The sequence below is a fragment of the Quadrisphaera sp. RL12-1S genome (assembly GCF_014270065.1).
GTDB lineage: Bacteria > Actinomycetota > Actinomycetes > Actinomycetales > Quadrisphaeraceae > Quadrisphaera.
Map to the genome: position 1 here is coordinate 17,432 of NZ_JACNME010000016.1, position 20,970 is coordinate 38,401.

15 protein-coding genes are annotated in these 20,970 nt (G+C 77.1%); 8 read left to right on the top strand and 7 right to left on the bottom strand.

The genetic code is table 11. The annotated features are described in order from the left end of the window. The first annotated feature begins 10 nt into the window (after positions 1–10). The 3 genes from H7K62_RS19695 to H7K62_RS19705 are packed head-to-tail and all read left to right on the top strand — an operon-like array spanning position 11 to position 4,624. Complete coding sequence (locus H7K62_RS19695; RefSeq protein WP_370591863.1) at positions 11–1,003, top strand: AAA family ATPase; 993 nt, start codon at positions 11–13, stop codon at positions 1,001–1,003. Positions 1,004–1,043: 40 nt separating this feature from the next. Continuing rightward, on the top strand, positions 1,044–2,300 hold the full coding sequence (locus H7K62_RS19700; RefSeq protein WP_186721849.1) for a DUF58 domain-containing protein: 1,257 nt from the start codon (positions 1,044–1,046) through the stop codon (positions 2,298–2,300). Continuing rightward, positions 2,297–4,624: a transglutaminase family protein gene (locus H7K62_RS19705; protein ID WP_186721856.1), complete on the top strand. Its 2,328-nt coding sequence runs from the start codon at positions 2,297–2,299 to the stop codon at positions 4,622–4,624. The genes H7K62_RS19700 and H7K62_RS19705 overlap by 4 nt, the downstream gene beginning before the upstream one ends. Before the next feature lie 305 nt (positions 4,625–4,929). Here the strand turns inward: H7K62_RS19705 and H7K62_RS19710 are convergent, their stop codons facing one another. The 3 genes from H7K62_RS19710 to H7K62_RS19720 all read right to left on the bottom strand — a co-directional run bounded on the left by H7K62_RS19710 (position 4,930) and on the right by H7K62_RS19720 (position 11,417). Next, positions 4,930–5,376 (bottom strand): DUF3040 domain-containing protein, encoded by a 447-nt coding sequence (locus H7K62_RS19710; RefSeq protein WP_186721858.1) that lies wholly within the window; start codon positions 5,374–5,376, stop codon positions 4,930–4,932. A 160-nt stretch (positions 5,377–5,536) separates the two neighbouring features. After that, positions 5,537–6,841, bottom strand: coding sequence for a DNA polymerase IV (gene dinB / locus H7K62_RS19715; protein WP_370591864.1), 1,305 nt, complete (start codon positions 6,839–6,841; stop codon positions 5,537–5,539). Positions 6,842–7,064: 223 nt separating this feature from the next. Continuing rightward, positions 7,065–11,417, bottom strand: coding sequence for a DNA polymerase III subunit alpha (locus tag H7K62_RS19720; RefSeq protein WP_186721869.1), 4,353 nt, complete (start codon positions 11,415–11,417; stop codon positions 7,065–7,067). A 254-nt stretch (positions 11,418–11,671) separates the two neighbouring features. Between H7K62_RS19720 and H7K62_RS19725 the strand changes: the two genes are divergently transcribed. Then, on the top strand, positions 11,672–13,168 hold the full coding sequence (locus H7K62_RS19725) for an MFS transporter (protein ID WP_222437915.1): 1,497 nt from the start codon (positions 11,672–11,674) through the stop codon (positions 13,166–13,168). 626 nt (positions 13,169–13,794) lie between these two features. On the opposite strand, the gene H7K62_RS19730 is transcribed toward H7K62_RS19725, so the two are convergent. Both H7K62_RS19730 and H7K62_RS19735 read right to left on the bottom strand, forming a co-directional pair. After that, the gene (locus H7K62_RS19730; RefSeq protein WP_222437916.1) at positions 13,795–14,286 is read right to left on the bottom strand and encodes an SAV_6107 family HEPN domain-containing protein; all 492 of its coding nucleotides are present in this window, start codon (positions 14,284–14,286) and stop codon (positions 13,795–13,797) included. Position 14,287: 1 nt separating this feature from the next. Next, positions 14,288–14,671 (bottom strand): DUF6504 family protein, encoded by a 384-nt coding sequence (locus H7K62_RS19735; protein ID WP_186721871.1) that lies wholly within the window; start codon positions 14,669–14,671, stop codon positions 14,288–14,290. A gap of 266 nt (positions 14,672–14,937) precedes the next feature. Between H7K62_RS19735 and H7K62_RS19740 the strand changes: the two genes are divergently transcribed. The 4 genes from H7K62_RS19740 (at position 14,938) to H7K62_RS19755 (ending at position 19,377) form a co-directional block, all read left to right on the top strand. Continuing rightward, positions 14,938–15,654 (top strand): monooxygenase, encoded by a 717-nt coding sequence (locus H7K62_RS19740; protein WP_370591865.1) that lies wholly within the window; start codon positions 14,938–14,940, stop codon positions 15,652–15,654. Further along, on the top strand, positions 15,651–16,532 hold the full coding sequence (locus H7K62_RS19745) for a carotenoid biosynthesis protein (protein ID WP_186721873.1): 882 nt from the start codon (positions 15,651–15,653) through the stop codon (positions 16,530–16,532). Before H7K62_RS19740 ends, H7K62_RS19745 begins: the two co-directional genes overlap by 4 nt. After that, the gene (locus tag H7K62_RS19750) at positions 16,529–17,659 is read left to right on the top strand and encodes a glycosyltransferase family 2 protein (RefSeq protein WP_186721875.1); all 1,131 of its coding nucleotides are present in this window, start codon (positions 16,529–16,531) and stop codon (positions 17,657–17,659) included. Before H7K62_RS19745 ends, H7K62_RS19750 begins: the two co-directional genes overlap by 4 nt. 203 nt (positions 17,660–17,862) lie before the next feature. Continuing rightward, a complete protein-coding gene (locus tag H7K62_RS19755) occupies positions 17,863–19,377 on the top strand; it encodes a phytoene desaturase family protein (protein ID WP_186721877.1) in 1,515 nt (504 codons plus the stop codon). 29 nt (positions 19,378–19,406) lie between these two features. Here the strand turns inward: H7K62_RS19755 and H7K62_RS19760 are convergent, their stop codons facing one another. Together H7K62_RS19760 and H7K62_RS19765 are read right to left on the bottom strand one after the other, a co-directional pair. Beyond that, positions 19,407–20,030, bottom strand: a complete 624-nt coding sequence (locus tag H7K62_RS19760; RefSeq protein ID WP_186721879.1) for a dihydrofolate reductase family protein — start codon at positions 20,028–20,030, stop codon at positions 19,407–19,409. Positions 20,031–20,166: 136 nt separating this feature from the next. After that, positions 20,167–20,967 (bottom strand): methyltransferase domain-containing protein, encoded by an 801-nt coding sequence (locus H7K62_RS19765; RefSeq protein ID WP_186721881.1) that lies wholly within the window; start codon positions 20,965–20,967, stop codon positions 20,167–20,169. Positions 20,968–20,970: the final 3 nt, after the last annotated feature.

Consider the following 20,970-nt stretch of genomic DNA (forward strand, 5'->3'; position numbering starts at 1 on the left):
CGGTTCGACCGTGTCGATCCCCCTCCCGTGGGGCGTGCGCGATGCCGACGGAGGCATCGCGGACGTCCGAGACGTCCTGGGCCGCATCCGCGAGGCGGTCGAGACGGTCGTCGAGGGCAAGGACGACGTCGTGCGCACCGCCCTCGTCGTGCTGCTCGCCGAGGGCCACCTCCTCGTGGAGGACGTGCCCGGCGTCGGCAAGACGATGCTGGCCAAGGCCCTGGCCCGCGCCACCGGCGTCACCGTGCGCCGCGTGCAGTTCACGCCCGACCTGCTGCCCAGCGACCTGACCGGTGTCAGCGTCTACGACACCGAGCAGCGCCGCTTCGAGTTCAAGCCCGGGCCGGTGTTCGCCCACGTCGTCGTCGGCGACGAGATCAACCGCGCCTCCCCCAAGACGCAGTCGGCGCTGCTGGAGTGCATGGGCGAGCGGCAGGTGACGGTGGACGGCACCACCCACACCCTCGCGCGGCCGTTCATGGTGGTGGCCACGCAGAACCCCGCCGAGATGGAGGGCACCTACCCGCTGCCCGAGGCCCAGCGCGACAGGTTCATGGCGCGCGTGTCCATGGGCTACCCGAGCATGGCCAGCGAGCTGGCGATGCTCGGCTCGCACGGCGCGCGGGACCCCCTCACCGACCTCGAGCCGGTCAGCGACCCCGGCGAGCTGCGCCGCGCCACGGCCGTGGCCGCCGCCGTGCACGCCTCCCCGGCCGTGCAGCAGTACCTGCTCGACCTGGTCACGGCCACCCGCACCCACCCCGCGGTGGCGCTGGGCGCGTCCCCGCGCGCGAGCCTGCACCTGCTGCGGGCCTCCCGGGCGGTGGCCGTGCTGGACGGCCGGGACCACGTGCTCCCCGACGACGTGCAGTCCCTCGCCGTGCCGGTGCTGGCGCACCGGCTGGTGCTCTCCCCCGAGGCCTCCGCGGTGCGGCGCACGGCAGAGGACGTGGTGCGCGACCTCGTGCAGCGGGTGCCGGTCCCCACCGCGGCGAGGGCCTGACCGCGCCGTGGCGCGCGTCAGGGCCGGGCTGCCTCGGGCGGTGCGCTCCCTGGGGCTGACCCGCCGCGGCCGCGCCCTGCTCGTGGTGGGTGCGCTGCTGGGCCTCGGGGGCCTGTGGCAGGGGCAGCAGGCGCTCCTGCGCGTGGCGCTGCTCGTGCTGCTCCTGCCGCTGGTCTCCCTCGGGCTGGCCGCGCTGGCCAGCACGGCCCTGGGCGTGCGGCGATCCACCACGCCGTCCCGGGCCGTGGTGGGCCAGCCGTGCCGGGTGCGCCTCGACCTGCGCAACCCCGGGCGCGTCCCCACGCCGGTGCTGCTCGCCCAGGACCACCTGCCCGCAGGCTGGCCGCGGGCACCCCGCTTCACCGTGGACCCGCTGCCCCCGGGCGGCCGGGCCGCGGTGGCCTACTCCGCGGTCCCGCCGCAGCGCGGGCACCACCGCCTCGGTCCCCTGCGGGTGCGCGTGACCGACCCGCTCGGGCTGTGCGAGCTGCCCGCGCGCTCCGGAGGCCGGGGCGACGTGCTGGTGCTCCCCGCCACCGTCCCCGTGCCCGGGGCCGCGTCGCTGCTCACCGGCCGCGGCGGCGACGACGCCGGCGGCGGGGCGGGCACCGCCTCCGGCGAGCGCGGCACGAGCACGCGCGAGTACCGCGCCGGCGACGACGTGCGCCGCGTGCACTGGCGCTCCACCGCGCGGCGCGGCGAGCTCATGGTCCGCCAGGACGAGCAGCCCCGGCAGCGCCGCGGGGCCGTGGTGCTCGACCGCCGCCCCGGCGCCTTCCCCGACGCGGCCGCCTTCGAGCGCGCGGTCTCCGCGGCCGCCTCGCTGGCCGTCTCCCTGCACGACGCCGGCGCCGCCGTGCACCTGGAGCTGGCCCCGCCAGGCGCCACGGCGGCCACTCGCGCCACGGGGCGCGAGCCCCTGCTGGAGGCGCTGGCCCTCGTCGACCTCGGCGACGAGGGCTCGCTCACCGCCGCCGTGACCTCCGCGGCGGGCGGGCGCAGCGCGGCCGAGGCCCGCGACGGCGTGCTGGCCGTGGTGGCCGGGTCCCTGGCGCGCGCGGACGCCGAGCTGCTGGCCGGGGTGCAGCGCGCCGCCGCACCGGGCGCGCGGCGGCGGGCGGCGGCGCTCGCCGTGCTCGCGGCGCCGGCGGCACCGGGCGCCGTCGAGCTGCTGCTGCGCGCCGGGTGGTCGGTGCTGGACCTGTCCGAGGGCGAGGCGCTCGCCGACGCCTGGCTGCGCGCCAGGGAGCCTGTCGCCGCGGCGGCGCCGGCGGGAGCGGGAGGGGTGGCGTCATGAGCTCGACCGGCCGTCTGAGGCTGGCTGCCGCGGTGGCGGTGCTGGCCACCGCCGCGGGCTTGCACCTGGTGGTGCAGGGCACCGCCTGGTACGTGCAGGTGGCGCTCGCGGTGGTGGTGGTCTCGGCCACCGGGGCCGCCGCCTCGGCCCTGCGCCTGCCCTCCTGGGTGGGGGCGGTGGCGCAGCCGGTGGCGCTGCTCGTGGTGCTCTGCGTGCTCTTCGTCCCCGGTCAGGCCGTGCTGGGGCTGCTGCCGGGGCCGGAGGCCCTGCGCGCGCTGTGGGCGCTGGTGCTGGAGGGCCGGGAGACCGTGCACTCCCAGGCGGCGCCGGTGCTCGCCGAGCCGGGCCTGCGGCTGCTGGTCACCGCGGGCGCGGGCGCCGTCGCCGTCGTCGTCGACGTGGTGGCGGTGGCGCTGCGCTCCCCGGCGCTGACGGGTCCGGTGCTGCTCGCCGTGCACGCGGTGGCGGTGGTCTTCGCCCCCGGCGGGGTGTCGTGGGGGTGGTTCGCGCTGGCGGTGGCCGGGTGGCTGCTGCTCGTGGCCGCTGACGCCGGCTCCCGCACCGCCGCGTGGGGGCGCCGCGTGCAGCAGCGCCGGCCGACCGGCGCCGGCCCCACCCGCCGCTCGGGAGGCCCGGCCGTCGGCCTGGCGGGGGCCGCGGGAGCCGTCGCCGTCGTCGTCGTGGCCCTGGTCGCCGCGGTGGTGGTGCCCCCGCTGGTGCCCGGCACCACGTCCGTGGTGCTCGTGGGCGGCAACGGCCAGGGCATCGGCGGCGCCGCCGCCAACTCCGTGAACCCCCTGCTGGACCTGCGCTCGGACCTGCAGAGCCAGGGCACCGCCGAGGTGCTGCGCTACCGCACCTCCGCCGTCTCGCCGTCCCCGCTGCGGATCGTCACCGTGGACGACTTCGACGGCGCGGTGTGGCGGCCCACCCCCATCGACCCGGCCCAGACCCGCGCCCTGCGCGACGGGATGCCGGCCCCGCCGGGACTCGCGGACTCCACCCCGCGCACGGACGTCACCTACGACATCACCGTGGACGCGCTGCGCCAGCAGTGGCTGCCCGCGCCGTACCCGGCCACGCAGGTGCAGGTCAGCGGCGACTGGGTGGTGGACACCAGCACCCTGAACATCCGGGCCCAGGGCCGCACGGTCACGCAGCAGGACCAGCGCTACCGGATCACCCAGGCCGCCGTCGCGCCCACGCCGGAGCAGCTGCGCGACGCGGGCGAGGCCCCGGAGGCCATCACCCAGCGCTACACCGCGCTGCCGCAGGACCTCCCGCCCCAGCTGGCGCAGACCGCGCGCGAGGTGGTGGGGTCGGAGACCGACGAGTTCCTGCAGGCCAGCGAGCTGCAGGACTGGTTCCGCAGCACCGGTGGGTTCACCTACTCCCTGGAGGCCCCCGAGCCGCGCACGGCCAACGCCCTGGCCGACTTCCTCACCGACAAGACCGGGTACTGCGTGCACTTCGCCTCGGCGATGGCGGTGATGGCCCGCACCCTCGGCATCCCCTCGCGCGTGGCCGTGGGCTTCCTGCCCGGCGCCTCGCTCGGCGACGGCTCCTGGCAGGTCACCCTGCAGGACGCGCACGCCTGGCCGGAGCTGTACTTCGAGGGCGCGGGCTGGGTGCGCTTCGAGCCCACCCCCAGCGCCCGCACCGGCACGGCACCCGCCTGGACCCAGGCCCCCGTGGCACCGCTCGCCCCGAGCACGGCGTCCAGCGGCGCCAGCGCCACCACGGCGGCCCCCAGCTCCTCCGCCACGTCCTCCGCTGCGCCGAGCACCACCGCCAGCGCAGCCCCGGGACAGCAGGAGCAGTCGGCGGTGCCGTGGTCCGGGCTCCTCGTGGTGCTGGCGCTCGTGCTCGGGGTGCTGGCCGCACCGCTGGCCAGCCGCTCGCTGGTGCGCCGGCGGCGGTGGAGCCGCGCGAGCAGCGACGCCGCGCGCGCCGAAGCGGCGTGGGCCGACCTCGTCGAGCAGATCGGCGACCTCGGCGTGGTGCTGCCGCCGTCCCAGACACCGCGACAGGTGGGCGCCCGGCTCGAGGAGGGCCTGCGCCACGAGGACGGGCCGAGCGCCCAGGCGCCGGCCGTCGCGCGGCTGGTGGGGGCGGTGGAGGGCGCCCGCTACGGCTCCGGCGGCTCCAGCGGCTCGCGGGGCTCGCGGGGCGGAGGGACCGCCCTGGCCGAGGACGTCCGCGAGGTGGTCGGCGCGGTGGTCGCCCAGCGGCCGGGCTCGGCCACGTGGCGCTGGCGGCTCCTGCCCCCGTCCGGGGTGGCGCACCTGCGCCGCTGGGGCCGGGCGCTGCTGCGCCGCAGCTGACCCGGACCTCACCCGTCCAGCACTCGGGTGCCCCAGTGCTGCTTCGGGGCTCCTCCATCCAGCACTCGGGTGCCCCAGTGCTGCTTCGGGGGCGCCCCGTCCAGCACTCGGGTGTCTCAGTGCTGCTTCGGGGGCGCCTCGTCCAGCACTGAGGCACCCCAGTGCTGGACGAGGATCAGCGCTGCTGGGCCCGCAAGGAACCCTGCGCCCCTCCGAGACGAGCACGACGACGAGAGGCCCGCCCCTTCCCGGGGCGGGCCTCTCGTCGTCGTCGTGGGCCCTGCAGGGTGGCAGGGCGGTGGGGCTCAGCCCCAGCGGTCGTCCCGGCGGCGGTCCCACCGCTGCTCGAGGCGCTGCATGAAGGTGCCCTGGCGGCGGGCCCTCGCCGGCCGCTGGTGGCCGGCCTGCGGACGCGGGGCCGGTCGGCCGTCAGCCCCGACCACGCCGACCGGGCCGCTCTCCGCGCGGCCTCCGGCGCCGGAGACGGCGTAGAGGATGCCGCCCAGCATGATCACGAAGGCCAGGCCACCGATGCCGTAGACCCAGCCGCGCTGCGCGAGCGGGATGAGGAACAGGGTGCCCACGAGCGCCGCGAGACCCGCGACGGCGACACCCACGCCGACGACCACGCTGCGCCGGCCACCGCCCTGGCGGCGGGGGCCGCGCATGGTCGAGGCGAAGCGGGGGTCGTCGGAGAGCAGCTGCTGCTCCATCTGCTCCAGCAGACGCTGCTCGTGCTCGGACAGCGGCACTGCGACCTCCTGCGGTCAACACTCTCGGGGTCTCAGGATAGGCGCCGTCAAGGGGTGGGGAAAGCCGGTCTGGCGCCGTCCGCGCAACCTGTGCGCAACACCGCATTTACCGCCCCACCAGCACCACTGTCCCCACCAGTACCACCACGGGGCCCTGTCGTCAGGGGACTCCCCCGGTCGGAGGACGGCCCTGCCCACCGGGCCGCGGCAGCAGCAGCGACGCGGGCGCCACCACGCCGCTGCCGAACCGCCGCACCGCGGCGTCCACGGCGCGGTCGGCCTCGCGCCAGCCCCGCTCGGGCTCGTCCAGGCGCAGCTGGCGCGGCACCCGCTCGGCGTCGACGAGGCCCTCCACGCGCACCCCCACCAGCCGGATGCGGGCGCGCTGCAGGCCCATCGCCGTCCACAGGGCCGCGGCCGCGGCGTAGACGTCGCGCCCGGAGTCCGTGGCCTCGCGCAGCGTCCGCGAGCGCGTGACGGTGGTGAAGTCGGCGAAGCGCACCACCAGCACCACCGTGCGGCCCACGTGCCCGTCGCGGCGCAGGTGGCGGGCCACCCGCTCGGACATCCGCAGCACCTCGCGCAGGACCACCTCGGGGTCGTCGACGTCGACGGCGAAGGTCTCCTGCGCGCCGGTGCTCCGCTCGGCGACGGCCGCGCTGGGCACCACGGGCCGGGGGTCGCGGCCCCAGGCGAGCTCGTGCAGGGAGGCGCCGAGCGCGTCACCGAGGGCGCGGCGCAGTGTGGCCGAGGGCGTGTGCGCCACCTGGCCCACCGTGTGCAGGCCGAGGCGGGCCAGGGCCTGCTCGGTCTTCTCCCCCACGCCCCACAGCGCGCTGGTGGGCAGCGGGTGCAGGAAGGGCACCACCTGGTCGGCGGGCACCACGAGGGCGCCGTCGGGCTTGGCGCGGCCCGAGGCGAGCTTGGCCACGGCCTTCGTCGTCGCCAGGCCCACCGAGCAGGTCACGCCCTGCTCGTCGGCCACCCGGTCGCGCAGGTCGGTGGCGATCTGCAGCGGGGAGCCGGAGCGGCGCACCGCTCCGGAGACGTCGAGGAAGGCCTCGTCCATGCCCAGCTGCTCCACCACCGGGGTCACCGAGGTGAACAGGGCGACGACGGCGGCCGAGACCGCGGCGTACCGGTCGGGGTCGGGCGGGAGGACGACGGCGTCGGGGCACATCCGGCGGGCGCGGCTCATGGACATGGCCGAGTGGACGCCGGAGCGGCGCGCCTCGTAGGTGGCGGACAGGACCACGCCGCGGCTCGAGCCGCCGCCGACGATGACGGGCTTGCCGCGCAGGTCGGGGCGCTCGAGCAGGGAGACGGAGGCGTAGAAGGCGTCCATGTCCACGTGGAGCACGGTGCACCCGTCGCTGGCGTCGCCGGGGGTGTGCTGGCGCAGGCCGGCGACGGAGGCGGCCACGGCGGGGTCGAGCCCGGCCCGGGCGAGCTGGCTGCGGCTCACGCTCGCCCACCCCCTCGAACCGCACTCTCCGCGGCGAGTGCCACCGTCCTCCGGCTCCGCGCTCTCCTGCCCCATCCCGCGAGTTCGCGCCCCATGGCGCGAGATCCGGCCCCATCCGATCCCCTGATGGGGCGCGAACTCGCCTGAAGGGGCGCGAACTCGGCTGAAGGGGCGGAAGGGTCGCGGAAGGCGTTCGACCGGTGCGCCATCGGACGGACCGCGGTCACCACCCGGCGCTCCCGGAGCTGGAGTGCCACAGCTTGCGCGGGGCACCTCGCCCGGCACCGCCTCCGCGCTCGGCGTCGAGGAGGTCCTCGAGGGCGTCGTCGGCCGAGCGCTCCGGCGCTCCGGCGTCGTCCCCGGCAGCCGCACCGGCGGCGGAGACCCGCGTGTTGCGGGTGTCGCTGCCCGGCGGGGCGACGTCGGCGTACGGGGAGAGCAGGAAGCCGCTGGCGTGCACGAACACCCGCCGCGCCGACGCTCCCCCCATGCCGCCGGCGCGGCGCGCAGCGTCGTCGGCGGTGCGCCCGGCACCGGGCCGGTCGCCCACGGGCAGCCCGCTCGCCGCCGCCGCAGCGGCCTCCTCCTGCGCCGCGGCCTCCCGCGCGCCCGCTCCGGCGTAGCGCTCGTCGCGCTGCCCGGGGCCGGAGCGCCCGGAGTCGAGCCCGGGCACCGCGCCGTCGTCGCGGCCCTGGCCGATGACCCGCGAGGGCGCCATGACGGGCCGGCTCGACCGGGACGCCGCCGCCCCGGCCACCGCGGCCGCGCCGTACCCGGCCGCGGGCTGACCGGCCATGACGCGGCGCACGCCGTCCACCCCGTGCTCGGACCAGACCCGCCACAGCGCCGGCATGGCCCACGCGCCCGTGGCGCGCAGCGACACCCCGCGCGGGCCGGTGCGGCGCAGCTCACCGCGCACCACGAGCAGCCACGAGCCGAACACCGTGGAGGCGTACGGGCCCTGGGCGTCCTCGAAGAAGGTGGCGTCCACCGGGCCGGTGGAGTCGTCCAGGGTGAGGAACACCACGCGCCGCCCGGAGCGGATGGGCGGGGTCTGCGTGGCCACCTTCACGCCCGCCACCAGCAGGTCGCTGCGCGCGTGCTGGTCGCGCAGCGCGCTGGAGCGCACCACGCCGAGCGCGTCCAGCATCGGCCCGTACGCGGAGACCACGTGGTGGCTGGCGTCCAGGCCGAGCACCTCCAGCTCGGTGCGCACCTGCTCGGCCGCGGTCATCTCCGGCAGGCCCGACGGCTCGACGTCGCCGGGGGCGTCACCGAGGTCGAGCGCGAGCTGCACGTCCTCGCCCTCGGCGGACCGGGAAGGGCGGGGAGACCTGGACGACGACGACGAGGGGCGGGCGCGGGCGGCGCCGCGCTCGAGGGCACGGGTGTGCCGGTCGAGGTCGGCGACCTGCAGCAGCAGGTCGCGTCGCGTCACCACGCCGCGGCGGCGCACGGGGGCGGTGAGCCCCAGCCCGTAGACCGAGTCGAGCGCGCCGGTGAGCACGAGGCGCTCCAGCACCGGGCGGGACGGGTGCGCGCGGTTCCACAGGTCGGACAGCGAGTGGTACGGCTGGCCGGCCACGATGCGCGCGACCTCGGCGTCGCTGATGCCCTTGACCTCCGCCAGCGACAGCCGGATGCCCCAGTCGCGCCCGTCGGGCACGGCGGCGTCCAGGCGGTAGCGGCTCGCGAACGGGCCGTACCGCTCCGAGGCCTCCCGCTCGCCCCAGCGCGGCGGCTGGGCGGGCGCCGGCCGGGGCCTCTCGTCGTCGTCGCGAGCCGGGCCGGCGGGGAACTGCTGCAGCACCGCGGGCGGCGGCTGGTCCCAGGGCGCCACCGGCTCCACCCGGTACTCGCCGGTGGAGGCGTTGACGTCGAGCGGGAGCACCGCGACGCCCAGGGTGCGGGCGTCGTCGAGGATGAGGCGCTTGGGGTACATGCCCGGGTCGTGGGTGAGCACCCCGGCGAGGAAGTGCGCCGGCCAGTGGGCCTTGAACCACGCCGACTGGTAGGTGGGCAGCGCGAACGCCGCCGCGTGGGCCTTGCAGAACCCGAACGAGGCGAAGGCCGCCAGCACCTCCCAGATCCGCTGCACCTCGGCCTCGCTGAACCCCGCCGCGAGCGCGCGCGGGCGCCACCAGGTCTCCACCTCGGCCTGCCCGTCGCGGGTGCCCAGGGCCCGGCGGACCTCGTCGGCCTGGGACAGGCTCACCCCGGCGGTCTCGGCGACGATCTCGAGCACCTGCTCGTGGAAGACCACCACCCCGCAGGTCTGCTCCAGCGCCCCCCGCAGGCGGGGGTGCAGGTGGTCGGGCGCGCGCCAGCCCTGCCGGGCCATGAGGAAGGGCGTGACCATGTCGGACTTCACCGGTCCGGGGCGGAACAGGGAGATGTCGATGACGAGGTCGGCGAAGTCCTGCGGGGCGAACTTGCCCACCAGCTCGCGCTGCCCGGGCGACTCGATCTGGAAGCAGCCCAGGGTGCGGGTGGAGCGGACCAGGCGGAAGGCGTCCTCGTCGTCCAGGGGCACCGCGTCCAGGTCGATGCGCTGGCCCGTGGTGCGCTCCACCTCCCGAGCGGCGTGCGCGAACGCCGACTGCATGCGGATGCCCAGCACGTCCAGCTTGAGCAGGCCCATGACCTCGACGTCGTCCTTGTCGAAGGAGCTCATGGGGAAGCTCGTGGCGGACGGCTGCACCGGGGTCCTGTCGAGCAGCGAGGCGTCGGAGAGCAGCACACCGCACGGGTGCAGCGCGGTGTGGCGGGGTAGCCCGTCGAGGCTCTCCACGAGGTCGTAGAGCAGGTCGAGGCGGGGGTCGGCCAGGCCGGAGGCGCGCAGCTCGGGCAGGTCGCGCAGGGCGTGGCGCACGTCGCGGGCGCGCAGGTGCGGGAAGGCCTTGGCGATGGCGTCGACCTCGCCGGGCGGCATCCCGAGGGCCGCGCCGACGTCGCGGACGGCGTGGCGGACCCGGTAGGTGTCGGTCATGGCGACGGCGGCCACGCGGTCTCCCCCGAAGCGGGCCAGCACCGCGTCGTAGACCTCGGTGCGGCGGGCGGACTCGACGTCGACGTCGATGTCGGGCAGCTCCGCGCGGGCGGTGGTGAGGAAGCGCTCCATGAGCAGGCCGTGGGCGAGGGGGTCGACCCCGGAGATGCCGAGCAGGTGGTTGACCAGGCTGCCGGCGCCGGAGCCGCGGGCGGCCACGCGCACGCCGAGGGAGCGGGTGAGGTCGCAGACCTCGGCCACGGTGAGGAAGTACGTGGGGAAGCCGAGCGCCCCGATGACGCCCAGCTCCTCGTCCATGCGGTGCCGCACGCGCTGCAGGTGGGCGAGCGAGGCGCCCGGGTAGCGGGTGTGGACGGCGCCCTCGCAGCGGGCGCGCAGCACGGCGCCGGCGTCCTCGACGGTGCGCACGGACGGGCCGGCCACCAGGTGCGGCTCGGGCAGGTGGACCGCGCCGATGCCGAGGTCGGCGCGCGGGTCGAGGTGGCAGCGGGCGGCGAGGCGCTCGGTGTCGGCCAGCAGCTGGGCGGCGCCGCCGGACTCGTGGGCGCGAGGCGCGCCGGCGGCGGTGGCGACCCTCTCGGCGAGGTCGCGCATCGCCGCGGCCGGCTTGAGCCAGCCGTGGCCGGTGGCCCTGTCGAGGTGGCGGGAGGCCAGCGGGACCAGGCGGCGGGCGGCGTCGAGCACGTCGGCGGTGGCGGCGCCCTCCGGGCCGCCGTGGCGCACGGCGTTGGTGAGGACGGCGGGCACGCCGGCCTCCCGGGCCAGGGCCAGGGTGCGCGCCGCGTGCCCGAGGCTGGCGGGGGTGCCCTCGGGGCCGAGGTGGCAGACCACTTCCACGGCCAGGCAGCCCAGCGGCAGTGCGGAGTACCAGCGGGCCAGCAGGGCGCGGGCGAGGTCGGGGCGGCGGGCCAGCAGCGCGCGGCCCACCTCGCTGTCCGGCCCGAGCAGCACGGTGAGCGCCGGGGCGCCGGAGGCGGGGTCGAGCGCGTGCTCGGCGATCTCGGCCAGGGTGGTCACCGGGGTGCCGCGTCGGCCGCCGACCGCGCTCAGCGAGCCGGGCGCCTCGCCGCGGGCGTGGGCGGCGGTGGACAGCCGGCACAGGCGGGCCCAGCCCGCACCGGCCGGCAGCGGCGGGTCGCCCGGGTCCGGGGTCCAGCCCGCTGCCGCGGTCAGGGAGGTGCTGGAGCCGTGGGCGAGGACGACGACGCGGGGCAGCCGCGCGTCCACGGCGGCTCCGCCGCGCACCGGCGTCCTGCCTCGTCCCCCAGCACTCCCGTGATCATGGTCCCCCGCAAGCGGGAGGTGCCCCCAGTTGTGCACACGCAGGTCGCTGGGCTCGACGGCGAGGTCCATCCCCAGCAGGGGGACGAGACCCTCCTGGGCGCACGCGACGGCGTGCTTGACCGCGCCGCGCAGCCCGTCGCGGTCGGTGAGCGCGAGGGCGCGCTGGCCGTCGGCGGCGGCGCGCTCGGCGAGGGCCGCCGGGGTGTCGGTGCCGTGCTGCAGGCTCCACCCGGAGGCGACGTGCAGGTGCGTGAACGAGCGGGCGGGCTGTGACGGCGGCACCTCGCTCCTCCCCGGACCGGCCCGCGGTGAGCTCCGCGGGGCAGCAGACCGGGGAAGGTCGGCCTGGTCGAACTCCTGTTCGACTCCAGGGACACTACACGCCCAGCGACACCCCGCGCAGGGGGACCGCTGCAGGCACTGCTCCAGGCGGGTGACCCGTCCCCGACCTGGGCCGACGACTTCGAGTGGTTGCTGACGACAACCGGGCGTAGCGTCGCGCCGTCGTCGAGGACGCGGCACGGAGGAGGAGATCGATGTCCACCGCGAGCGCTGCCCCCGCGGGCACCGAGGGCTCCATCAGGAGCCTCATCCCCGCACGCATCGACCGGATGCGCTGGGCGCCCTTCCACACCCGGATGATCATGGCGCTCGGCACCGCCTGGATCATCGACGGGCTCGAGATCACCGTGGCCGGCGCTCTCAACCCGATCCTGCAGGACAAGGCCGCGCTGGGGATGTCGGTCACGGAGACCGGGCTCATCGCCACCGTCTACCTGGTCGGCCAGGTGGTCGGAGCGCTCGTCTTCGGCCAGATCTCCGACGCGCTCGGCCGCCAGAAGCTGTTCATGCTGACCCTGCTGGTCTACCTCGGCGGCAACGCCCTGACGGCGCTGACGTGGAACGGAGAGGTCTCCGGCCTGGTCTTCCTGTACCTCACGAGGTTCATCGCCGGCGCCGGCATCGGCGGGGAGTACGCGGCCATCAACTCGGCCATCGACGAGATGATGCCGGCGCCCTACCGGGGCCGCGTGGACATCGGCGTCAACGGCACCTACTGGGCGGGCTCGATCATCGCCACCCTGGGCACCTACCTCCTGCTCGACACCATGCCGATCAGCTGGAGCTGGCGGGTGGCGTTCCTCATCGGCCCGGTCCTGGGCATCGCGATCCTCTTCCTGCGCCGCCACCTGCCGGAGAGCCCCCGCTGGCTGCTCATGCACGGTCGCGAGCAGGAGGCCGAGGACAACATCGCCGCCATCGAGCGCCAGGTGGAGGAGAGCGGCCAGCACCTGGCCCCCGTGGACGACTCCAAGGCCATCGAGGTCCGGCCCGCCCCCACGCAGGGGTACTTCACCCTGGCGCGGGTGCTCTTCAAGACCTACCCCTCGCGAGCCGCGCTCGCCGCCACGCTGATGATCACGCAGTCGTTCCTCTACAACGCGATCTTCTTCACCTACACGACCGTGCTCACGGCGTACTACGGGGTCGCCGCCAGCAACACCCCGCTCTACCTCATCGGGTTCGCCCTGGGGAACTTCATCGGCCCGCTCGCACTGGGCCCGCTCTTCGACACCTGGGGCCGCAAGAAGATGATCGCCGGGACCTACCTGCTCTCGGGGGTCCTCCTGGCCGTCACCGCCGTGCTCTTCAACGCGGGCGTGCTCAACGCCGTCACCCAGACCATCGCGTGGGCGGTCATCTTCTTCTTCGCCTCGGCGGGCGCCAGCTCGGGCTACCTCACCGCCAGCGAGCTGTTCCCCATGGAGGTGCGGGCCAAGGCGATCGCCATCTTCTTCGCCATCGCCCAGCTCTGCGGCGCCGGCGCCCCGCTGCTCTACTCCTCGCTCATCGGGAGCCTGTACGACCCCTCCGTGACCCGGCTGTTCATCGGGTACCTCCTCGGCGCGGCAGTCATGGTCATCGGCGGCGTGGTGGCGGCGTTCCTGGCGGTGGACGCCGAGGGCAAGTCCCTCGAGGACGTCACCGCCCCCCTGTCCGCCGTGACCTCGCGGCCTCGCGCCACCGGCTGAGACGGCTCGACCTCGATCGGAGGGCCGTCACCGATCAACACCGGCTGCCCTCGATCGGAAGGCCGTCACCGATCGACACCGGCCCGGCTCGGCGGTGCCGGCCTGACCGCCGATGCCGGCCTCCGTCCGCCAGGCGAGCAGCCGCCCGAGCCCCGAGCCTCCACCGCAGGTGACCTGGGTCAGTTCCGGAACTGACCCAGGTCACCTGCGGTGGAGGCTCCAGGACCGACGCATCCGCACCTGACCGTGGTCACTCCCGGACTGACCACGGTCAGGTGCTGGGTCGCGACCCCGACACGAGACGTCGGAACCACACGCCAGTTCCGACGCTTCACGCCAGGATCCGGCACCTCGGCGCGGCGCAGCGCGCTCGACACAGGCGCCGGCCCTCCCGGACGAGCGGCGTGACGAGCGGCGTGACGAGCGGCGTGACGAGCGTCGGCAGGGTGATGGAGCGCAGGTCGAGGCGCGCACCGGAACGTGCGGACGCCCCAGGGGTCTGCGGCGGGGTCGGGTGGGCGGGGGTCACGCTCTGTCCTGCTCGGCCGGACACCGCGGCACCACCACGACCGAACGCGGCCCTCGGACCCATCGGGTCCCCGGGTCGGTGCCGCGCCCGGTCGAGCTCAGGAGGCGGCGAGCGGCAGACCGCCGAGCCAGACCCGGACGTCGAGCAGCGCGGCGACCTGGCCCGTGAACGCCTCGGCGCGGGCGAGGTGGGCGTCCGCCTCGGACGCCTCGACGGCCGGTCCGCGACCGCTGTCGACGGCGGCGCGGCGCTCGGCCGCGGCCCCGAAGAAGAGCGCCCAGTCCTCCAGCTCGGGCGCCAGGGCCAGCAGCGACTCCCACACGTTGACGGGACCGCGACGACGCCCCCCGACCAGCTGGCGGGCGGCGACCACGGCGGCCCCGGCGCGCAGGGCGGCCAGGTGCGCCGCGACGAAGCGCTCAGCGGGGTCGAGCGCGGAGGCCGCCAGCGACAGCTCGGTGGCGGCCCGCTCGAGCAGCCGGACGGCACCCGCCGGCGCCGGCGGCCGCGCGGCGGGCACGGCGCCCTCGCCCGTGCGGGTGGTGGTGCGGCCCGCTGGACCGGTGCGGCGGGGCCGGACGGCGGCCACGTCAGTCCACCACCCGGACGAGGCGCCAGCGCGCGTCACCGCTGCCGGCACCACCGTCTCCGGCGGGCTCGCCGGCCAGCTCGAACGTGCCGGGCTCCGCCCCGAACCCGGCGCTGGCGACCACGCGCCACACCTGCTCGTCAGCAGCAGGTCCCGCCACCCGGGCTCCCGGCTCGCGGGCGAGCGCACTGCTGCCTCGCACCTCGACCGCCTCGCCGCGCAGCGCCCTGGCCGCCACGCCCTGCCACCACGGCAGGCGCGCGCTCCAGGTGGCCAGCACCTCGCGCACCACGAAGAGGCGGCCCCGCCAGACGAACGCGGACGGCTCTCCCGACCCGCCCTCGGCCACCTTCACGTGCACGACCTCGTCGAACGACCGGCTCACAGCTCCTCCTCCTGAGGCACTGGCGGCGCGGCCCCGGGGCTTCCCCTCCCCGGAGGCCGCGCCCGCCGACATCGAACATCCGTTCGACAGCAGCAGTGAAGCGCTGATCTCGCTCCCCGTCAACCCGCTGTCCACGGCGACGACGCTGCCACCGGGGTCTGACAACCCGCTCCCACCTGCGACGACGCACCGGTGAGCACTCGGTGGCCAGCCGGTGCGCGCCGCTGGGGAGGGCTGATGCCCGGCGTCGCGGCTACGGTGCCTCCGTGGTCTCCGAGCGCGCAGTCCCGGCCTGCGCCGTGCTCCACCTGTGGCGGGTCCCCTCCCCCGCCGTCCCGGCCGCCGTCGCCCGCATGGCGCTGGACCGGCGCCACCTGCGGGCCAGCGGCGCGGCGTTCTGGAAGCTGCTCGGCACCGGTGACGGGCGCACCTTCACCCCGCGCGACGCCGACCCCCACCACTGGGCCGTGCTCACCACCTGGGACGACGACGCGGGCGCCCTGGCCTTCGAGCGCTCCCCCGCGGTGCGCGCCTGGGACCGCCTGGCCGCCGAGCGGCTGCGGGTGGAGATGGTGCCGGTGGCCAGCCGCGGGCGGTGGTCGGGCCGGGAGCCCTTCGGAGACCCGGTGCCCACCCGCGCCGCGGCCTCCGGGGGCGGGGCGGGGATCGCCAGCATCACCCGCGCCCGCATCCGCCTCGGGCGCGGACGCTCCTTCTGGGGCGCCGTCCCCCCGGTCTCCACCGACCTGCACGCCGTGCCCGGCCTGCGCCTGGCCGTCGGCATCGGGGAGGCGCCCATGGGGCTGCAGGGCACGTTCAGCCTCTGGGACGACGCGGCCTCCCTGCGCGACTTCGCGCACGGCCGCGCCGCCCACCGCGACGTGGTCGAGCGCACCGCTCGCGAGCGCTGGTACGCCGAGGAGCTCTTCGCCCGCTTCGCCGTCCGGTCCCTGGAGGGCACGCACCGGGGGGTGTCCCCGTGAGCGCCGTCCCCTCCGGCACCGCCGGCACCGCTGGCGATGCCGCCCCGCGCCCGCGCCCGCCGCTGGCCGCCGCGGGCGCGCGGCGCGCGGCGCTGGTGCTCGCGGCCGTCGCCGTCGTCGTCCAGGTGGCCCACCCGCTGCTGTCCGGGCAGGTGCTGACCACCGCCACCGTGGTGAGCGTGCTGGTCTTCGCGGCGGCGTCGCTGGTGAGCGCCGTCGCCACGCACGGGGTGAGGGCCGCGGTGGTGCTGGCCCTGGGCGCGGGCGGGGTGGGCCTGGTGGCCGAGGCGGTGGGCGTCGCCACGGGCTTCCCCTTCGGCGAGTACGCCTACGCCGGCACGCTCGGGCCGCAGGTGCTCGGCGTGCCCGCGGTGGTGCCCGCGGCCTGGCTGATGATGGCCTGGCCGACGATGCTCGCCGGGCGCTCCGTGGTGGACCTGCTCCGGAAGCGCTTCGGACCGGTGCCGCACTGGGTGGCGGTCCCGCTGGCCGCGTGGGTGCTCACCGCGTGGGACCTCTCGCTCGACCCGCAGATGGTCGCCGCGGGGCACTGGGGCTGGCTGCACCCCGAGCCGTCGCTGCCGGGGGTCCCCGGCATCCCGCTCACCAACTACGCCGGGTGGCTGCTGGTCTCGCTGGTGGTGCACGCGGTGCTGCACGTCGGCGTCCCGCGGGCGGTGCGGCCCGGGGTGCCCGCGAGCGCGGCGATCGGCGCGGGCGCTCCCGCGCTGCTGCTGGGGTGGACGTGGCTGGGGTCGGCGCTGGGCAACGCCGCCTTCTTCGGACGTCCGTGGGTGGCGCTGTGGGTGTTCGCGGCCATGGGTCTGGTGGCGCTGCCGGCGCTGGCGCACCTGCGACGACGCTCCCCCACGACGTGAGGGGCGGCAGGGCCGTCCGGCTCGTCGGGGCGGCCAGCGCGGGGGCCGTCGTCGTCGCCGTGCACACCGCCGTCAACGCCGCGCTGCTGCGGCGCCCGGTGAGCGACCCGCCCGCGGTCGGTGAGCGGGTGAGCGTGCTGCTGCCCGTGCGCGACGAGGCCCACCAGGTGGCGGGCTGCGTGGCCGCGGTGCTCGCGAGCACGGGCGTGCCCGACCTCGAGGTGCTCGTCCTGGACGACGGCTCCACCGACGGCACGGCGGAGGCCGCTCAGCGGGCCGCCGGCGGCGACCCCCGGGTGCGGGTGCTGACCGGCGCGCCGCTGCCGCCGGGGTGGCTGGGCAAGCCCCACGCGCTGGCCCAGCTGGCGGCGGCGGCCACCGGATCGGTGCTGGTGTGCCTGGACGCCGACGTGCGCCTGGCGCCGCTCGCCCTGGCGGCCAGCGTCGACCTGCTGCGCCGCCACCGTCTCTCGCTGGTGAGCCCGTACCCGCGGCAGGAGGCGGTGACCGCTGCCGAGCGGCTGGTGCAGCCGCTGCTGCAGTGGAGCTGGCTGGCCACGCTGCCGCTGCGGCTGGCGGAGAGCTCGCCGCGGCCGTCGCTGTCCGCCGCGAACGGGCAGCTCATGGCGTTGGACGCCGCCGCGCTGGAGCGCGCGGGCGGCTTCGCCGCCGTGCGGTCCGAGGTGCTCGACGACGTCGCCCTGGTCCGCGCGGTGAAGGCCGCCGGCGGGCGGGGCGGAGTCGCGGACGGGACCGACCTGGCCACCTGCCGCATGTACGACGGCTGGCCCGCCGTGCGCGACGGGTACGCGAAGTCGCTGTGGTCGGCGACCGGGTCCCCGGCGGGTGCCGCCGGGCTGGTGGTGGCCCTGGGCGCAGTGTTCGTGCTGCCGGCGGTCGCCGCGGCGACCGGTCTGGGCGGCCGCGGGGGGCGGGTGGCGGGGCTGGTCGGCTACGGCGCCGGCGTGGCGTCGCGCGTGGTCGCGGCGCGGCGGACGGGCGGCCGGGCCTGGCCCGACGCCCTGGCGCACCCGGCGTCGGTGGCGGTGCTGTGCTCGCTGGTGGTGCGGTCGTGGCGGCTGCGCCGCCGCGGCGGCCTGGCCTGGAAGGGCCGCGCGCTGCCCTGAAGCACCGGCGGCGGCCTCGACGCCCCAGCGCCCGGCGGCGGCTGGCTGCACCTGGGCGCGATCGTCGCCGTCCTGGGCCAGCCGAGCAGCGCACTGGGTGGCTCCGGTCCACTCCTCGGTTGGTGCGGGGTGGCCCTGGTCCACTCCCACGGGACCGGGGCCACCCCGCACCAACCGGGGCCTGGGCGCTTACCGTGGCGGACGTGGCCCGGGTGATCGTCGTGGGCGCGGGCCTGGGCGGGCTCGCCGCTGCCGCGCGTCTGGCCGCCCTCGGCCACGACGTCACCGTCTGCGAGCAGGCGGACACCGTCGGCGGCAAGCTGGGGTGGTTCGAGCGCGACGGCTTCGCCTTCGACACCGGCCCGAGCCTGCTGACCTGGCCCGACCAGCTGCGCCGCCTCTTCGCCGCCACCGGGTCGCCGCTGGAGGAGCACCTCGACCTGCGCCCCGTCGCGCCCACCGACCACCGCTTCACCGACGGCAGCCGGCTCCACCTCGACGACGACCTCGGCCCCGGCTGGCGCCGCCTCCTGGAGCGCGCGCGCCGCATCTGGGACGCCACCGAGGGCCCCTTCCTCAGCCGGCCGCTGCACGGCGCGCGCACCCTCGCGGCGCTCGCGGCGCGCCCCGGCGGGCTGCACGACGTCGCGACCATCGCGCCCGGCACCTCCCTGCGCGCCCTGGCGCAGGCCCACCTCGACGACCCCCGTCACGTCGCCCTGGTCGACCGGATGGCCACCTACACCGGCTCCGACCCGCGCCGCGCGCCCGCGGCGCTGGCCTCGGTGCTGCACCTGGAGCTGACCGGGGGCTCCTGGTACGTCCCCGGTGGGCTGCGCCGGGTGGTGGACGCCGTCGCCGACCGCGCCCGCGAGCGCGGCGCCCGGGTCCTTACCGGGGAGCGGGTCGAGGAGGTGCTCGTCGAGGGCGGTCGGGCCGCCGGCGTGCGCCTGGCCGGCGGCCGCCACCTCGCCGCGGACGTCGTCGTCGTCAACGCCGACGCCTCCGCCCTGCACGGCGTGCGCACCCCACCCGGGCAGCGCCCCCTGCTCCCGCCGTCCGCCCGCCGCGGCACCCGCGGGGCGCGGGCCGGTCTGGCGGCCACCACCCCGTCGCTGAGCGGGTTCGTGCTGCTGCTGGCCCTGCGCGGGCGCACCCCCGGCCTGGCCCACCACACGGTGCTGTTCCCGCCCCTGGAGGGCGCGGGCTACGACGACGAGTTCGACGCGGTCTTCGGCTCAGGACGACGACGCGGGCGGCCGAGCGCCGTCCCGGAACCGGCGGTCTACGTGAGCGCTCCGGACGACCCGGCGCTGCGCCCCGACGACGGCTCCGAGGCGTGGTTCGTGCTGGTCAACGCCCCGCGGCACAGCCCGCACGACCCGCGCGCCGGCGTCGACTGGCGGGCCGGCGGGTTCGCGCAGGCCTACGCCGACCACGTGCTGGCCGTCATGGCCCGCCGGGGCCTGGACGTGCGGGACCGCGTGCTGTGGCGCGAGGTGCGCACCCCCGCGGACCTGGAGCGCGCCACCGGCAGCGTCGGCGGGTCCATCTACGGGTCCTCCAGCAACGGGGCGCGCGCGGCGTTCCTGCGCCCCGCCAACCGCTCGCGCGTGCCCGGGCTGCTGCTGGTGGGCGGGTCGAGCCACCCCGGCGGCGGCATACCGCTGGTGCTCGCCTCCGCGGCCATCACGTCGGGGCTGGTCGGGCCCGCCTGAGGAGACGGGCGGGCGACGACCACGACGCCTCAGAGCTCGCTCATGTCCCCGGTCCCGGGGACGCCGTCGACCAGCCCGTAGCGCAGGTGCACCACCCCGCGCGGGCTGGTGGCCGGCGGCTGCAGCAGCGCGAGGCTCGTCGGCACCGCTCCCCCGGCGAAGACCGCCTTGCCCCGGCCCAGCACCAGCGGGTGCAGCCACAGGTCGACGACGTCGAAGAGCCGCTCGGCCAGCAGCGTCTGCACGAGGTCGAGGCTCCCGACCACCTTCACGTGCTCGTGCCTGTCGCGCAGCGCCCGCACCGCGGCGGGCAGGTCCGGGCCGAGCAGCTCCGAGCCCGCCCAGGACAGGTCCGGGGCGCCGCGGGAGGCGACGTGCTTGGGGATGCTGTTGAACAGCGCCGCGAAGCCGCCGCCCGAGGTGGCGTCGACGCGGGGCCAGTAGTCGGCGAAGATCTCGTACGTGCGGCGTCCGAGCAGGAGGGCGTCGACGCCCTCGTAGGCGGCGTCCACCTGGGCGCCGGAGACCTCGTCGACGAGCGGTGCCTGCCACCCGCCGAAGGCGAACCCGCCGTCGGGGTCCTCGTCGGGACCGCCGGGCGCCTGCCCGACGAGGTCGAGGGTGGCGAAGAGCGCGATGCTGATGATGCCCACGGCGGGCTCCCTGCTGCCGGTGGTGCGGTGCGGACGCCAGGTGGACCGGGCCGCTCCGCCGGACTCATCGGCGTGGCGCTGGACGAGGGGGTGCCGGCGCCCCACCGTCGTGACCCCCGACCCGCCGACCAGCGGCTCAGGCCAGGCGCACCAGCAGCTCGCCGTGCAGGAGCGCGATCCAGCCGTCGGGCGCCGCCGCCCAGCGGCGCCACGCCGCGGCGACGTCCTCCAGGTCCTCCCGGGTGGCCGCTCCGCTGGTCACGGCCTGCTCGGCGAAGGCGGACCGCGTGGCGCGCCCGGCCCAGGACGTGCCCCACCAGGCGCGCTCCTCGGCCGAGGCGTAGCACCAGGCCGACGCCGACGCCGTGACCCCCTCGACCAGGCCCGCCGCGCGCGCCCACGCGAGCAGGCGGCGCCCGGCGTCGGGCTCGCCGCCGTTGCCCCGGGCCACCCGGCCGTACAGGTCCAGCCAGGCGTCGAGCCCGGCGTCCGGCGGGTACCAGGTGGTGGCGGCGTAGTCGACGTCGCGCACGGCCAGCAGGCCGCCCGGTCGCAGCACGCGGACCGCCTCCCGCAGGGCGCGCACCGGGTCGGGCAGGTGCTGGAGCACCTGGTGGGCGTGGACGACGTCGAAGGACGCGTCCGGGAAGGGCAGCGCCAGGGCGTCGCCGACCACCCACTCCAGTGCCAGCCCGCGGCGCTCGGCCAGGGCGCCGGCTTCGTCCAGCACGCCCGCGGCGGCGTCGAGGCCGACCGCTCGGCCGGGCGCGACGCGCTCGGCGAGGTCGGCGGTGATGGTGCCCGGACCGCAGCCGAGGTCGAGCAGGTCCAGCCCGGGGCGCAGGTGCGCCAGCAGGTAGCCGCAGGAGTTCTCCGCGGTGCGCCAGCGGTGGGAGGCCAGGACGGGCTCGGCGTGTCCGTGGGTGTAGGCGGGCATGGG

Bases quoted from the DNA above. Each gene is read 5' to 3' on its own strand.
- H7K62_RS19725 (WP_222437915.1), top strand. From the start codon at position 11,672: ATGTCCACCGCGAGCGCTGCCCCCGCGGGCACCGAGGGCTCCATCAGG.
- H7K62_RS19765 (WP_186721881.1), bottom strand. From the start codon at position 20,967: ATGCCCGCCTACACCCACGGACACGCCGAGCCCGTCCTGGCCTCCCAC.
- H7K62_RS19705 (WP_186721856.1), top strand. From the start codon at position 2,297: ATGAGCTCGACCGGCCGTCTGAGGCTGGCTGCCGCGGTGGCGGTGCTG.